This is a genomic window from Lachnoclostridium sp. An138, from assembly GCF_002160765.1.
Taxonomy (GTDB): Bacteria; Bacillota; Clostridia; order Lachnospirales; family Lachnospiraceae; genus Laedolimicola; species Laedolimicola faecalis.
Genome location: NZ_NFLF01000020.1, coordinates 1 through 16,090 on the forward strand (window position 1 = coordinate 1; position 16,090 = coordinate 16,090).

General features: G+C 41.3%; 13 protein-coding genes. All 13 read right to left on the reverse strand.

Going from position 1 to position 16,090, the window contains the following annotated elements; genetic code table 11:
- Positions 1-796: 796 nt before the first annotated feature.
- Complete coding sequence (locus B5E82_RS14200) at positions 797-1,192, reverse strand: protein-export chaperone SecB (RefSeq protein WP_087308211.1); 396 nt, start codon at positions 1,190-1,192, stop codon at positions 797-799.
- A 10-nt stretch (positions 1,193-1,202) separates the two neighbouring features.
- The gene (locus tag B5E82_RS14205; protein WP_087308212.1) at positions 1,203-1,586 is read right to left on the reverse strand and encodes a hypothetical protein; all 384 of its coding nucleotides are present in this window, start codon (positions 1,584-1,586) and stop codon (positions 1,203-1,205) included.
- A 17-nt stretch (positions 1,587-1,603) separates the two neighbouring features.
- Positions 1,604-1,981, reverse strand: a complete 378-nt coding sequence (locus B5E82_RS14210; RefSeq protein WP_087308213.1) for a hypothetical protein — start codon at positions 1,979-1,981, stop codon at positions 1,604-1,606.
- A gap of 225 nt (positions 1,982-2,206) precedes the next feature.
- Positions 2,207-3,814, reverse strand: coding sequence for a hypothetical protein (locus tag B5E82_RS14215; RefSeq protein WP_087308214.1), 1,608 nt, complete (start codon positions 3,812-3,814; stop codon positions 2,207-2,209).
- A gap of 21 nt (positions 3,815-3,835) precedes the next feature.
- Positions 3,836-4,729: a hypothetical protein gene (locus B5E82_RS14220; RefSeq protein ID WP_087308215.1), complete on the reverse strand. Its 894-nt coding sequence runs from the start codon at positions 4,727-4,729 to the stop codon at positions 3,836-3,838.
- Between the two features lie 4 nt (positions 4,730-4,733).
- Entirely contained in the window at positions 4,734-7,640 is a 2,907-nt protein-coding gene (locus B5E82_RS14225; RefSeq protein ID WP_087308216.1) for a hypothetical protein, read from the reverse strand.
- On the reverse strand, positions 7,637-8,557 hold the full coding sequence (locus B5E82_RS17980; protein WP_140393154.1) for a hypothetical protein: 921 nt from the start codon (positions 8,555-8,557) through the stop codon (positions 7,637-7,639). The genes B5E82_RS14225 and B5E82_RS17980 overlap by 4 nt, the downstream gene beginning before the upstream one ends.
- Before the next feature lie 584 nt (positions 8,558-9,141).
- Positions 9,142-10,695: a hypothetical protein gene (locus B5E82_RS14235; protein ID WP_087308218.1), complete on the reverse strand. Its 1,554-nt coding sequence runs from the start codon at positions 10,693-10,695 to the stop codon at positions 9,142-9,144.
- Between the two features lie 228 nt (positions 10,696-10,923).
- Positions 10,924-12,789, reverse strand: a complete 1,866-nt coding sequence (locus tag B5E82_RS14240; protein ID WP_087308219.1) for a polysaccharide biosynthesis protein — start codon at positions 12,787-12,789, stop codon at positions 10,924-10,926.
- Positions 12,790-13,023: 234 nt separating this feature from the next.
- Positions 13,024-13,365, reverse strand: coding sequence for a hypothetical protein (locus tag B5E82_RS14245; RefSeq protein ID WP_087308220.1), 342 nt, complete (start codon positions 13,363-13,365; stop codon positions 13,024-13,026).
- Between the two features lie 196 nt (positions 13,366-13,561).
- A complete protein-coding gene (locus tag B5E82_RS14250) occupies positions 13,562-14,059 on the reverse strand; it encodes a hypothetical protein (protein WP_087308221.1) in 498 nt (165 codons plus the stop codon).
- Complete coding sequence (locus B5E82_RS14255; RefSeq protein ID WP_087308222.1) at positions 14,060-14,767, reverse strand: hypothetical protein; 708 nt, start codon at positions 14,765-14,767, stop codon at positions 14,060-14,062. It abuts the gene before it with no gap.
- Between the two features lie 555 nt (positions 14,768-15,322).
- Complete coding sequence (locus B5E82_RS14260) at positions 15,323-16,042, reverse strand: tetratricopeptide repeat protein (protein ID WP_242966332.1); 720 nt, start codon at positions 16,040-16,042, stop codon at positions 15,323-15,325.
- Between the last annotated feature and the right edge of the window lie 48 nt (positions 16,043-16,090).

Consider the following 16,090-nt stretch of genomic DNA (forward strand, 5'->3'; position numbering starts at 1 on the left):
CATGGATCGTATTTCTTACGATTCATATAAGATTAACATTGAGAGCATCGATCCATCGAAAGACCTTTCCATGAGAGAGGTCTATGGTCTGGATCCTGCTCAAGCTGAGTAACTATCAACCGTGGCTCCGTTAGTCCGGACAGGTGGCTCACGCCACACCGGACTGGCGGCTCCGCCGCACCGTAATATTCACCCTGCCGGTCATGACAGTATTGTCTGCTGTGAAACAGAACACATCGACCATATCCAACCTCATGATAATTTCCCAGCTCAATCATTTCACTTTCGTTTCGGCTCTGCTGCTCCCTGCTGTCCTACGCTTAAGCCTGGCGTTACCGCTTCGGTTCCAAGGACTCGGTACAGGCGGTTGGCTAGACCTTACCTGATAGGATTTTCCTACAGTATTGTTATCAGCTTACCAGGGCTTGCAGAGTTTCCTCCGCTTGCCAGGGGAAATCAGCTAGGCTGATTTCACAGCTCGCACCTGATTATTATCATACCTCAACTTTTAACCTTTGCAAATAAATATTGAAACAAAACTTATTCTCTGAATTTCTTCTTTCTGCCCCTTTTCCTATTTCCTCTTCAACAGGAATAAAATTACAGAGATACCGCCCGCAACATCCTTTAGGCGATATCTCTGCGTAAAATTTCTTTTTATTATTACATTTTATAGTGTTTCCTCTTCGATTTTCCCGAAAGCAGTCTTAATTTCTTTTTCAGTCCTCCAGCGAGAAATACTCCGAAATTCTTCCTGTACTTTTGAGCAATGTCGTGTTGAGTTTGATAAATTCATTTACTTTTTATGTGTAAAGTTAATAAATGGTATGTTATACGCACCAAATGGCGATGCTGCTGTAATTTGAGTTACAATCGGCCTGACATATGACAAAAGCAATGAAGGCGCATTTTGATTTAATAACTTATTTACCAGGGCTTCCTCCATTTCTTCTCCCCATCTAAATCTTGCAGCTTCCAAAGCAGTAATAAAAAATGGCATTTCAGAACTCTTTTCACCAAGTTCAATCTTGAGAGTTACCTCTGCTTCATTTCTGCTTTCATTCCTATTTACAGATACAGACATATTAATCTGAATTTGTACTTCTTTATTTTCTTTGCTGTTAAATCCCTCATTCAATCCAAATTCTAACCCGGTTAAAGCCGGGTTGGTAAACTGAAACATACTTTCCATATCAACCTCACTAAGCAGCTATTTGCGCTATTTCATTTGTATTGCAGGATGTAAATTCTGTCTTTGAAGCAGGAACAAACATTTGCGTAACCATCTGGGGTAAGGAACTCTCACTTACAGAGCAAAAGTCATTTGTTTGCACTTTAACAGACACCGTAACTGTGACACTCACCCGTTCTTCCCTTAACTCCTCCTTTAAAAACGACAAATCCAAATCAGCAGCATCTCCTATGAAACCATCTTGCGTGCTTTTTACATTCACTTGCTCGCTTCTTCTTGCTCGTATAACTTCACGTTCTCTGATTTCTTCAACAGATGGACAAAAAAATGAGTGTACAAAGCTCGCAGCATCTTCGCCTGTCAAATGCAAAGTTCCAATTCTGCCATTTCTCATAATCTACCTCCTTTATATTAAGCCTTCATACATTTCTTCAATATAAGCCTGTAATTCTTCTGGATGTCTAATGCAGCTGTCCCAATTTTCCTTTTTTGATATTTCTTTTTTATTGCAATAAATCTGATGTGAATTGCTGACAACATGTTTTCCTTTACACCCGTATCTATATCTGATATATCGTCAGGAAAATACTCCAGTTCAACATCTCTAAATAAAAATTGTATATACCCCAAGGTCTTTCCTTCACCAATAATGCAATATGTATACGCATGTTGCGCAAGTGAAGGGTAATAAGAATCCTTCACATACTCATTAATTGATTCTATACCACAATCAAAATCATCATTCGCGACTGTATCTTTTGTTACTTTTTTAAAATCCAGTTTCGCCATGCTTCATCTCATTCTTTATAATATATTACGAACCCATATAAATATTTACCATATTATCTCTTTTATCTATGTTCGTCTTATCTTTCTCTAATCCTGTACCAATCATTATTTGAAATTATTATAGCATAGTTCGATTGCTGTTGAAATAACAGCCTGGCAGATTTAATATATAAATTTTATTATTGCCATAAATCTACCGCCCTTATACACAAGTCCGGCATTCTATTATTTTACCGTATATAACATTTGATAAAGACTATATACCTGTCCGTAATATGTCAGCACATACTCCTGTGCCATTTTCTCATATTTAAGCTGATTCTTTTCTTTTATCTTTCCAAAGGGATTCTCTTCCTTTTTTGTTTTAAAATCATCCCAAAACTCGCGGAATGCCTGCTGTCTTTCGCCTGATAGCTCCTGTTCCATCCAAGTGTTTATCTGCTCTTCTGTCTTTCCGCTGTCCTGAATCATTCGTTTAATGATTTCGACAGGATTATTAGACACAAAATAGTCCACTTTCATCTTTGGAAAGAGGGATTGCCCTTCGAGCATCTTCTGGATTTTTTCCATATCGCCTGCAGTTTTGACAATACAGCTATAATCATCCAGCAGAATCTCCAGTTGTTTTAAAAAATGGAATTTTGCCAAAATGTTTACGCTTTTCTCTCGTTTCTCAATCTCCAATTCATCGCACAGACAAATATAATTAAGCTTGCGGTTCTGAATCATAGTCACTTTTTCATAACTCTGCCCACATTTACACTGGTAGAACCCATTCTTTTCCTTTATCAGCCTGCCGCACTGCCCACATTGCAGAAAATTATGCTTTTCATTTATAAGAATCTTAAAACGGTTCCACTCCTGCATGTCATCACAGAGTCTTACCATATAAGAAACCGGATCTGTCAGATACACCATCCGCATTCCCTCAGGAAACCGATCTGTATGGTGATAAATAGCTACTGCCGTCATCTCAATAATGCACCTTTCTTCCGGTTCGAGAAAATAAATCTTCCCATTGTGATAAAAGTGCATAAGCAGGCTTAAAGCCGACAATACCCCATGATCATCTACCGCATATTTCTCCTGAATCTTTTTTGCATCCACATAACGGAACAGCCAGCTGTCTAAAAGACTGGACTTGATATCTGCAAATTCTGCCTTTACCGTCGGACACAAAATTTTCAGGTACGGCGGATACTCTGTCATCTGTTTTGCGGAACGCAGATAATAAGCCAGTGGATATCCTATATCATGCAGCAGGGAAGAAACCATAAATATTTTATAGCACAACTCCTCCAGTTTCTTTAGCACTTCTTTTTCTTCCGCTTTCTTCAAAAGACATCTCGCTTCACGCGCTAAACGCCGGGTAATCGGACTCTGCTCCTGATAAATTTTCTTTGCCATATCTGGGAGATATCCGCATTCCAGCAGAAGAACTGAGCCCAGATAGGCATTTTTCATCTGATGTTTTGCGTGTTCCCGTATGTTTCTGGAATTGCCTGCCGCGTCATGCTCCAGAAATATACTGTTTTCAATTTCACCATAGTTATTAATGAAAAGCTCTTCCAGTCCCTTTATTCCTATATATTCATGCAGAAATTTTTCCAGTGTTTCCAGAAGACAGATCTGTCTTTCCGCATCCTCTTCTCCATATAGCAATTCTTTTGTTCCAATCAGTTTTGAAACATTGCGCTCAGTCAGGCCATATTCCAGCTCATCCTGCTTCACCTTCCATCTCTTCAAAAGCTCTGTTTCTTCTCCATAGAGCAGCTGTTCAAAATACTGGTACATCTCCGCATCATTGATCAGAAATTCTTTGTTTCTTTTCATATCACTTTACACCTTTCTCTTCTAACCTCTCATCTCCTTGTCTTTCGTCTGGTAAACAGTCTGATAATTCTCATCTGTAAAAATATACCATTCCGGATGATTCTCCACTGCGCATTCACTTCCATAGATACTCTGCTGCGCAAATTCCTGAGAATATTTCCATTTTCTGATTGTGACCCGGCTGTCATGGATATTTCTGCATATTTTGCTGACAATATCTTTCCATTTTTCTTCAAGTGTTCCCGGTTCTACCTCGTCCACGTAGCCGGAATAATTTTGCAGATCATTAATAACTATATTTATATTTCTATACTCCATGGCAACCGGGATTCCAGACGCAATTCCGTTCAGGCATTGAATGCATTTCTGCATATGGGTAGAATCCAGCGTTGTGACATACTCCTCATCTACTTCTACCTTTCCCTGCAGCATCAGATAATAACATTCCTGCAGGAGTGCCTGCTCCATACTTGAAAATCCAGGTGCACAGTCCAGCACAAGCAAAGTTCCCGGTACTTTTCGTATCTGCTCTTTCATAAACTGGAGTATTTTGTTTTTCAGGAATTCCTCTGCCAGCCTCTGATGATTTATAAAATATTCTGTACCAAATACAGATTTATTTTTTAATTCCGGATTCAAGTGGGCGATATAGATGCTCCCTGTTTCATCCCCCAGTTTCAGTTCTATTTCTACTGGTTTCCCCGTTTTTTCGAAGCAATTCTCCTCTGTCAAACGACCCTCGCCGAAAAGATAACAGGTCCCCGTTCCCAGTACGTCCAGATCCATATATATCACATTTTCATACTGTCCTTTCTGATAAAAAACATGATTGATACAATACATCAAGGCAAGCGTGGTTTTTCCTGCTCCTCCCTTAAAAGAATTTACAAAGATTACTTTGCTCTTTTTGTCCATTCCGCTATTCCTCTCCGATTTTCTTTTGTATTTCCAGCAGTTTTTGATAAAGTTCCGTTTCCAGAAGTTCCTCTCCCTGATCGCATCCCAGAATACGATCCAGAAGTTCCACATCATACCTTTCGCGGAATTCCTGAACCGTCCGGCTGTCAATAGCAGCTTTTTTATCTGCAAAACTAAGAATTTCCTGTATTTTTACTGCCTCCATACAGTCTTCTTCCGGAATGATTTCCCTTTTCAGCTCTGATACGTTCTTTTCATCATAGAATACTTCTATATGAGCTCCTTTTCGCAGCCTTCCTGCCATAAGTGCAGCCGGAACACTGCGCGCTCCTTCCACCCACTGATTCATCCACAATTCACTGAAATATCTGCCCAGAACATTTTTCTTCCCAAACAGTTCTTCAAACTGCCAGTGAATCCAAGTATCACATTCTTCCTGACCGTCTTCTTCTCCGCTTTCTTCTCTGTACAATGTAATGATACAGTGGAATTGTACATCCTTCCAGTATAATTCCATTGTGATATCTTTAATCTCTTCTGAAAGGAAATAAGCAATATTCTCAATATCCAGAGATGTATCATAAAATTCAGACAAAGAATAGGAAATACTGGCCTTATCATCCAGAGGTAGCTTCCATGTCATATTCTCTTTTGCAAAGTTTATCACTGTAATATTTTTTCCATTGTATTTCCGTCTGTGAGCTTGAATGTACCGGCTATTGTGAATTTCATTCAAAATATTATCGTTGGAACTGAGCACAACTATAGTACAGTTCTGTTTTTCTGAAACTGCCTGATTAATATATGCCAGAACCTCGCCATTTATCTCCTGGCTTTTCCAAAACCAGAAACCTTCTTCCCTGCTCCGCTCCGCATGCTGCAGCGTATCCCATAAAACAGCTATGTCTGACTCGCCATATATATAATAGTGTTCTATCTGTTCCCGGATATTGATTTCCATCAGACGATTTCTCAGAGGATTGGCACCTTCTCTGAGCTGCTCCATACGTGATTCGTAGTACAGAACTGAACTGTCCGCAAACACTGTCATATCAGCTTCCGCTATGATCGCTCTGACATCATACCCCTTTTCCCCATAAAACTGGTTTCTTCCAAACCGAAAACGAACCTTCTCTTCTGTACCCAGGGTATCCCACATCTGAGAAAGCTGCTTTTTCAAAAGCTCTTCTTTGGAAGACAGAATCCAGAAATTTACTCTTCCTATATTATATCGATCCATTCGTGACATATGGAGAATTTTTTCCACAGTCTGCGGCAGTCCGTTAAGATTGCTAATCTCTACCAGCGCAATGGTTATCTCTGTAGCCAGCGGATTCCTGCTGAGATATCCTGTAATTTGCTTTTCTATTACTCTGAAATCCAGCGCTGAATAGGTCACCTCTGCCCTGGCATCTGTAAATTCCACCTTTCCTTTATTCCAGACTGTAGTATAGTCAAGGGCATACAGTCTGTTATTTCCACTTATAAACTCAATTGGAAACTGCATGCTCTGTTTTTTCAGCAACGCATAAAATATTGTCTGTTCCAGGTTTCGAATCTTCTGGTCCAGTTTCTGCCCGCCTATATATTCATACATCCTTTTCAGACCAGTGTAATATACCACATTGACCGGATGGTAAAAAGGCATTGAAATTTTTGTTTCATCAATTTTACAAAAAAGGGTCTCCAGGCGGGATATAATCTCAGAGTTTAGTAATTCCTGACACAGCATCCTTTCTGACAGAATATAAGAAAGCAGTTCAAAATACTTTTGCGTATAGGCTTCTGCTTTATTACAAAATCCATGCAGACAAATGGGGGTATACTTTTTCACTTCAGGAAGTGCCTGTTCAAATATTTCTACAAATTCAGAAAATTTTTTCTGAAAAAGTTCAATTTTATTCTCCGGCAGATTCATAGCAGCAATCCGCTTTTTCAATTCCTGTATCTGCCTGTGGCGTATATTATCTTCCGGAATATTATAGATACTCCAGTTCAATCCTGGTTCTCCTTCTTCTTCCTCCCTTTCTTTCAGCCACAGAGTCTCAATTTCTTCAATTGCTTCCTCAGACTGTTCCCGCATTTTGTATTCATAAGAGCAGCTATAAATCTCGTCGTCCTCTGCCGTCTCTTCTATGCGGGATAATTCAGCGTTACCATCTCTCGTAATCCCCTTCAGAGACTCTTCCACTTTACTGTAAGGAACTTTTTCTATAATCTTTTTTATCTCTCCCTTTGCAAGGCTGCTCTCAATAACCCCTTTCGATTTTCCCCAGGCTTCTGTTCTTCCGCTCATCAGCGCCCTGGTTAGCTGCCGTTCCACTACATCCTCTTTTGACTTTTTTATCATGCTGCGGATTCTGCCTTTTGTGAGAAGTCTTCTTTCTTCGCTGTGCCAGATTCCCAAGCTTGACAGATTTCTGTTCAGTTTCTGTACTTTTATCTGCCCTGCGTCAATACAAGAATAAAGATACCGAAAGAACTCCAGAAAAGAAGCTGGTCCCTCCCGCAGCAAAATATCCAGAAAATCCCGGATATCCCTGCTGATCTCAATTTGAAAGGCATCCTCAATACATGGCCAGAATATATTTTTGTCCTCTGCACACACGGAATACTCATTAAAATCCTTCAGAGAATCAATTTGCTGCACTCCTTCTCCCGACATCAGAACAATCCTTTTTATCTCAAAGTCGTTCCGCAGCCTCACTGCTTCGGAGTAATCCTTTTTATTTATGACGATCGTAACGTATTCCTCAGACATGTTATCATCTAGGCTGTCCAGAAGCCCTTCTTCCATATCGCAGATAGAAAGAAAAAACTCCTGCCTGCCCTCTGTCAGTTCTTTTATATATCTCTTCAGATAGCGTACAAACAGCTGCTGTAGATTTCTTTCCTCCATCCCTGTCATATAAGTTTAAAAGCCCCTTTCTCTTCCGGGAGAGTCACTACGTAACCACTGTCTGATAATTTAATCAGACAATTAATATTATTGAGTACATCAATAAATGCCGCCTGATTCTTCGCATACTCCTGAGCGTTCAGAGTAATACGCATTGATCTCAGCATTTTTTCCCCTTCCGCAGATTTTTTAATCACAATCCTGTATCTGTTCTGCAGATCTTCTATAAAATTATCCAGGTAATCATACTTCTGATTCTTCCTGGCCAGGTACAGCCTCACGTAAAATTCTGACAGCGTCTCAGACATGGCAAAATATTTCTGCCTAGAACGATTTCTCGGAAAAATCATGTCTATCTGCCTGCCGCTGGTGGGCAGTGTCGAAGATATTTTAGTAAGTGTTGACCCTCTTCTGCTCCCTGTCAGATCAATATACCGCATAACCAACTCCTCTACAGACAACTTTCTTTCTTCTCCTTCTCCCAGTTCAAAGGTCTTCCGGATGTCTTCATAATGAAGGTTTGTCTTTCTTGCCAGATTATTTTCCCGAAAAAAAGCGTTGAACTCTTTATTGTTAATGTAAATCTCCTGTTCGGAAGCTCTGATTCTTAAAATTTCGTTCTCAGGATTCTTTGTAATAGCATCTTTGTAAAAATCTGTAAGCAATTTAGGGAACAACTTGCGAATATTCGCATAATTATTACAGCTCGCCCTGTGGACAGCTCCATTCAGTCTGCTGTCTATCGGCGCTCCCTGGCAGAGAATACAGGCAGAACTTCCTGCTCTGCATACGATATACTGAATCACATAGCTTGTCAGCAGTACCGCCAGATAATTATAACGACGGTAAAAATCCAGCCCACAAAAGTACCGATGTGTCAGCAGCGTTTCCAGATCCCCGTTTAACTGTCCACCAAGCTTAACCATCCTGCCACGTTCCGCAGACTCGAGCATACTCCAAAAACTATCTACAGCTTTTTTATCGACCCCGCTCTTTAACCGACTTTTTTCCTCTTGATTTTGGAACAAAATCCGAAAGATATGATTAATCCCTGTATCGTCCTGAAAAATATATTGTTCCAAAAGAGCCTGGGTTTTCTTAAAATCAAAATTTTTTCCAATATTCTGCAGATAGAACAACATATGCCGCAGTGTAGGAGTACTGCTCGCCAACATGTTTTGTGTAACAGGAAAATAATAATGCCTGTTTCTATTCAACCGGCTGTTTCCCTCGCGAATGCTGTCCTCACCCAGATATTTTCTCAGGAACCGATCAAAGGAATAACGCAGCTGGCGTTCGTTTTTTTCATCTTCTGTGTACAAAGTCTCCATTGCTATACATGTCTCATAATTATATTCCTGCTCTGCCTTTCCGAAAGGCTCAAAATACTCAAGCAGAAAATTATTCGCCAACAAAAACCTGGGTGTCTCCGGAGCAGTGATTCCCACATATGCCGCCAGGCCTTCATTTGCTATTTCTCTTCTGTCTGCCATTTTCCAAAGCACTCCTCTCAGTCTTCCTTACGTATCCGGACTGACCGTGTCTTTTCCCCTGTAAAAAAGTCCTCGCTTTCATGCACTGTCAGCGAAAAATCACAGGTCCCATCCTCTTTATTATCAAACCGAATCAAAATAGAATCATACACCTGCTCCCTTTCCTGCAGAATTTTCCGGTAAAAAGTATTGACTGCATGTTCTTCTACTGTCAGTTCATTTCTGTTCACAAAATAATCTTCGCTGCACAGCATCAGATATCGAAACTGCTGATAATCAATCAGCAGGCTTATCAGTCTGCGATCCTTAGGAGAACGGTAGCTTAGATAAAATTTATTCCAAAATTTCCCTGTTTCCTGGCCCGCTTTACTGTCTTCGATATCGTATTTATGCCATATCATATTGATATCCTGCATGACCATAAACTCCGTCCGGATCTGAGTTCCTAGAATTACAGGTGTATCTGTGACAACCAGTCCCGTATCGCTCTTTCCCTGGCTGCTCATTTTGTTAATTCCTTTTTTCAGGCTTTGTAAAACCAGGTTTTTGTCCTGTATAGTATCATAATGGTACGGCGGAGTATTCATATACTTTAAGACCTGATAGAAAGGCACCAGGTAATCCACATTCAGCATTTCATAGTAATTTACCTGTGCTTCGAAATAATTTTTTCTTCTGTAATTAATATACTTTTCTTTCGTGTCGATTTCTTTTGGACAACTCCCCTTTTTCAACGCCGGATCCATCCTGCTGACCTTTTCCAGAAGCGCATCTGCTTTTGGCTCAAATATCTGATAATACTTTATCTTCTCTTCTTCTCCCCCTGCCTCAATATATCGTCTCCGCTCTTCACAGTCCTGACCAAATGTAACCATATAGGAAATCAGCGACAACAGTTCGCGGAAGGTAAGATGCCCTCCTGTCAGATATATGGCATTACAGATTGCACGCAATGCTTCCCGGCCGGGAGCCGATAATACCTTATGGATATTTTCCCGGAAGCCACATTTTTCATAATGAATGCAGGAATAATTTTTGCAGACAATACTCTCTTTCCCGTCGCCTGCCAGAAAATCTTCTACAATTTTTTGAAAAACATCTTCATTTTCCGCCAGATTACGATTCTCAAAATTGCACAAATAAACATCTTCTCGTTTCTTTGTCAATTCTTCCATCAAAGACAGATCAAATTTTAGTACTGCCTGCGTAAATGCTCCTATGTTGGCCGCTACTACCATTTTATCCTTAGCTTCTCCGCTCAGTACAGCCCGTATTTTCTTTATTAACTGTTCTTTTTCCGCTGCTGTTAATGCAGAAAAATCAATACACAAATCATGAAATTCATATTTTACAAATACTTCTTTGAGATTCCGCATAATCCGGGTTTTTCCGTCACCTGCTTCTCCCGTAAAAAGTATCAGATGAAGCTTTTCGATATTTTGGCGTATGAATTTTTCCTCTGGCAGCTCTACATTAAACCCGTCATTTAAATTGCGCTCATCCATCATATATCCATGCGCCTGATACTGCCTGCAGTATCTTACGATTTTATCTATATTTTCTTTTAACATTTATCTGACAATACCTCCAAAATGCCCTCTTTCTGGAAATCCTCTCTCCTCTATCATTGTATTTTTTCTATTTCCTATTGTCAATCATTATTATTCCTGAGCTTCCGCAGTCTGTCCGCAATGCTCAGACCCTGCCTTACTGATTACGATTAATATAACAAAAGAGGTAACATAAAGTCACCTCTCGCTACAAATGATAAGGACTCCTCCGCCCTTATCGTTTCCCAATTATTTCTTTATCGTATAGGTAGGCACAATTTCCTGCACCATCTGTCGGATAGAATCAGAATCCTGATCCGCCATTTTCTTAAGAGCGTCCAGCTGCTTCCGGAATTTCTCCTCGTCAAACTCAATGGGCTTTCCGATGTGGATCAGCTTGTTCGATGTCTCCTGCAGGCCCTCCTCGCTCATCAGAAGCTCTTCGTATAATTTTTCCCCGGGACGTAAGCCTGTAAACTCAATATCGATGTCCTCATAGGGCTTGTACCCGGAAAGACGGATCAGATTTTCCGCCAGATCGAGAATCTTTACAGGCTCTCCCATGTCCAGAACAAAAATCTCCCCGCCTTTGGCAAGAGCGCCCGCCTGAAGAACCAGAGACACCGCCTCCGGAATTGTCATAAAGTAGCGGATGATATCCGGATGGGTTACCGTCACGGGACCTCCCTTTTCTATCTGTTTCTTGAAAAGCGGAATCACACTTCCATTGCTTCCCAGCACGTTTCCGAATCGTACCGCCACAAATTCTGTCTTTGAATGACGGTTCATCATCTGAATCACCATTTCACAGATACGCTTGGAAGCTCCCATGATATTTGTAGGATTTACCGCCTTGTCTGTGGAAATCAGCACAAACCGCTTCGTACCGTACCGATCGGCAGCCATGGCTGTCTTGTAGGTTCCAAACACATTGTTTTTAATGGACTCGTTGGGGCTGTCCTCCATCAGCGGCACATGCTTGTGCGCAGCCGCGTGGTAGACGATATCCGGACGGTACTTTTCAAACACGGAATTGATGCGGTGCGTGTTGCGCACGGAACCGATCAGAACCACCAGATTGAGCTCCGGAAATTTCCGTTTCAGCTCCTGCTGAATATCGTAGGCGTTATTTTCATAAATATCAAAAATGATCAGCTGCTTTGGATCGTGTGCCGCCACCTGCCGGCAGAGCTCGCTTCCGATGGAACCGCCTCCGCCTGTCACAAGCACCACCTTGCCGGACACATAATCCATAATCTCATCCAGACGGATACGGATGGGCTCGCGGCCCAGCAGGTCCTCGATCTCCACCTTCCTCAGCTTGGAGATGCTGACTTCTCCCCGGATCATCTGGTAAAGACCGGGCAGCACCTTCATTTCGCAGCCTGTCTCCTTGCAGATATTCAGAATATCCCGGATCTCAGACTGCGGAGCAGAGGGCATCGCCACAATGATCTCGTCGATCTTAAGTTCCTTTGCAAGACGAATGATATCCTGCCGCCCGCCCATGATTTTAATACCGCGCAGATATTTTCCCTGCTTTGATACGTTGTCATCGATCACACAGCAGACTCTCTGATTCAGATAATCGCTGTTCTGGAATTCTTTGATAATCATAGCTCCGGCTTCTCCGCCGCCTACAATCATGGTATTTTTTTTCTGCTTCTCGCCTCCGAACAGCCGCTTTTCCTGCAGCATCCGCAGAATCCGGTAGGCAAAGCGTAGAGCGCCCACACCGACGATCAGCAGCACATATTTCATCAGGTAATAGCTGACCGGCATACGCATTTCCAGAATCCCCATGCCGATAATCTGCAGAATGATACTGCCGGAACAGGCCCCTATTACGTTCAGAAGCTCTGTCGAACTGGCAAAACGCCAGACGCTTCGATACAGCTTAAACAGTACAAACAACAGCAGCGTCACCACAAGATTCACCGGAAGATACAGGATCTCATAGTCCACATATCTCATATCCATCTGACTGAATCGGAAATCATAACGGATATATAACGCCAGGAATCCGGACAGGGTGATCAGAAAAATATCTATGATAACAAGCAATGCAATCCGGTTTCTGGGCGCATTTTTCTCAATGAATTTCTCTAAATTCATGACTTTTCTCCTTTCACACAGTCCACTTATTATATCCCATTTTCCTTAAAATAACAATACCCCGCGATACCCTGAGCAGTTTTGAACGGTAAAAAACTTTTTGCAAAGATTACAAACAGACGGAATATGGATAACGAGCAGTAAAATCACTGACATGGAAAAGTTCTGCCGGCAGCACTGGGATAATTCCTCTGTGAGGAGATATTACATAGATCTGTGCATGAAAGCGAAGGATTATGAGCCGTCGCTGGAAGCTCTCATCTCTGGGACCTTCGCTCTGGTGATGATATTCGTAAGATTATGGATCAGATTCAACTCATCATCCAGTCCCGCAAAGGTAAAGCGGGTTGTTTCTCCCAGATCTCTTTTTATACTTTCCGTCATCCCCGTAACCATGCCAAACTCATGGAGATGACGTGTTTCTGAGGGGGCGCAGTCCAGCAAAACCGCGCTTCTTACTCCCTGACTTATCGGATTGAGATAAAGTCCCTGCATCAGCACCTTACAGCTTTTGCAAAGGGCGTTGGAAGAACTTTTTTCAATAGCTATCACGTTTTCATTATTGAGGACAATCAAATATAGAACCCCTTCTTTGTTATGCTCTTCTCCTCACCCCATGCCTCCACCGCTGCAGATACATAGGCTCATCATTCCGCCGTTTTTAAATATCTCCAGGCTTTTCCGGATGGCCGTCGCATTGGTCTGGGCTTTCGTGTCCCCTCAAAATATGCCGTGTAAAACTCCTGGTGTTCAGTGGGGCGCAACACTGTTTTTATTTCAGTTTTTCCTCTGTTTCCAACGCCACTTTTTTCAGATACTCTTGCATCTCCAAAAGCCTCGCCTGACAAAAATTGAAATCTTCTGAATCAATTCCATCGTCTTTTACGGCATCACCGCTAATATACGAATTGATGTAGGCTTGCAAATTAAAGTCATCCTTATTCTGCAATTGCCGAATCTGTTCTGAATAATCTGCCGGTATGTTCGAATTAATTTCATTCAAACTTGCATTGAGTTCCTGTCCAATATCACACAATGTATTGTATAAACTAAACCCTTTTCTCTTTCGTCTCGAAAAACTTGAAGCAGATAATGCTTCCGGTAGCTTTATTAACATCTTCTGTATTTCAACTAATGCTTTGTTTATCTGTGCAAAAATTGTAAGGTTCTTACTTTTTTGAAAGTACTTAACTGACTTATATGCTCCTAGACCGGATACGATTGCAAGGAGCACATTAATAATTGTTAAAATAACATCCAACATGCCCATCTATTCTACCAGTCTTCCCAGTCTTGTATTTTTATAGTACTGAAGAATTCGAACATAGTTATCATACTCAGATGCTAATTCTTCCGCATTTTCTTCATTCCATGCAAACTGTCCAATTACACCTGAAAATCCTTTTTCTTTCTTTCCCCAATACTCCTCATCCTGTAAAAATTTAAACAAGGTATCATAATCAAATATTTTACCATCATCCACTGTTTGACAAATAAAATCAAACCAGCGTTCTTCATCACAAGGATGCGATGAACCGGTAGATTTATTTGCAGCGTTACAAAAAAGAGTCAATTTCTTTAATGCTTCTTCAGAGATATAATCAAGCGGATTAAACTGACCAGATGATGGTCCGACAACTTTAATGTCATCATGTGTTTCACCATACACCCTGGCTATATCATTATAAAACAAGTCAAGCAACTGATTATATTCATCAATTGTCAGCTGATTTTTTTGTAGTGGAACAATATTGCAGACTTTGACATATCCTTCACGCCATGTATCTTTTCCATAGTAAATTGATACCTCTGCATGAGGAGCTTGTTTCCCGATATAATCTGCAAGAATATAATCTTTCAGCATCTGATTGCTTTTAGGCTTAACCCAATCCGCCGGAAATACATTGTATATATCTCTTGCCAGTTTATCCAATTCCGGTTTGCCTCCAACAAAACTCAGTTCTTTATATACCTGCATGCATCATTCCTCCTCTTACTTTTATCATATCTCAGCAGATTATAAATCGTTTCCTTCATATAAAAAACCATCATTCATGTTTTTTACACTCACTTACCCGCTTCTTCTTGTAAATTCCGGCCGACCAGTACGTCCATTCCAAAATCAGCGGCGCGTCTATTCTAAAATAGCAGTACGCTGATTCCATTCTAAACGGTGTGCTTTCTTTTACTATAAACAATGGAACTCGTTCATTACAAGTCGAAAAAGGGACACCAAATACAAAAATAATCAACAACCATTTGTATGATTGAATTACGCCAGAGCATCATTAATTTTCTCAACCTAACTGCTGTCACTGCTCTCAAAAAGCTTCGAAAATTTTCAAAAATTACTGCTTCCAGCAATCGAATCTGTCATGCTCAGTTCCTTTCGCCGGCAAATATCCCTTTCCTGTATTTCTCCATGACATCGGGTGTGTCTCTTACTCCCTGCTTCGCTGTGAAATATGCAAGCAAACAGACATCCCCCTTCCGCATCTTTGTGCACGAACCAGATCTAAAAACCGTTTCAGTCCTAAAACGGAAGATCGTCGTCATCCCAGTCTCCAAAAGAATACTCATCCTCGTCATCCATATCAAAATCTGCAAGTTCTGCCTCCAGACGCTCCCCGTATTCCTTTATCGCCCTGTCAGTCTGCTGCTTTTCCTTTTTTCGTCCCATTGCTTCATACAGCTTCGACGCTGCAGTAAACATGAGCTCATTTTCTTCCGTGCATTCTGTGGGATTCAGAATAAACCCGGCGGCCAGCTTTTCTGCTTCCTCATATTCTTTTGTTCTGATAAACGCATAGACTCCGGCCGTAGAAGCCACGACATTCTCCGGCTCCTTCTGGATCCACTTCCTGCAGTATTCCACTGCCTCCCTGTTCCTGCCAAGCTCCCCCAATGCGGATACCTTCAGAAACTTAATGTCCGAACCGGAGTATTCAGGCCAGCCAAACATCTTAAGCAGATCGTCGCACATCCTCAGCAGTGTCTCATAGTCCTTCCGCATATCCATCTCATCCAGGCAATCCTCGAGCCATCCCTGCACATCGTGTTCATAATCTGTAGCATCGTCCACCAGTTCCAGCTCAGACATACTGGAAGGATTCTCCTGCCGTTCTTCTCTGATAATTTCTTTCAAAAGTTCAAATGCCTGCTGCCAGCAGCTTCCGTCTTTTTCTGAAGCAATCAGATTATCGTAGCATTTCTCTGTCAGCCTGTCGAATGTTCTCCATTTTTTACTGTGCATTTTTTGCTCCTTTTTATAATCAAACAGCCGAATGATATCTACTTTATT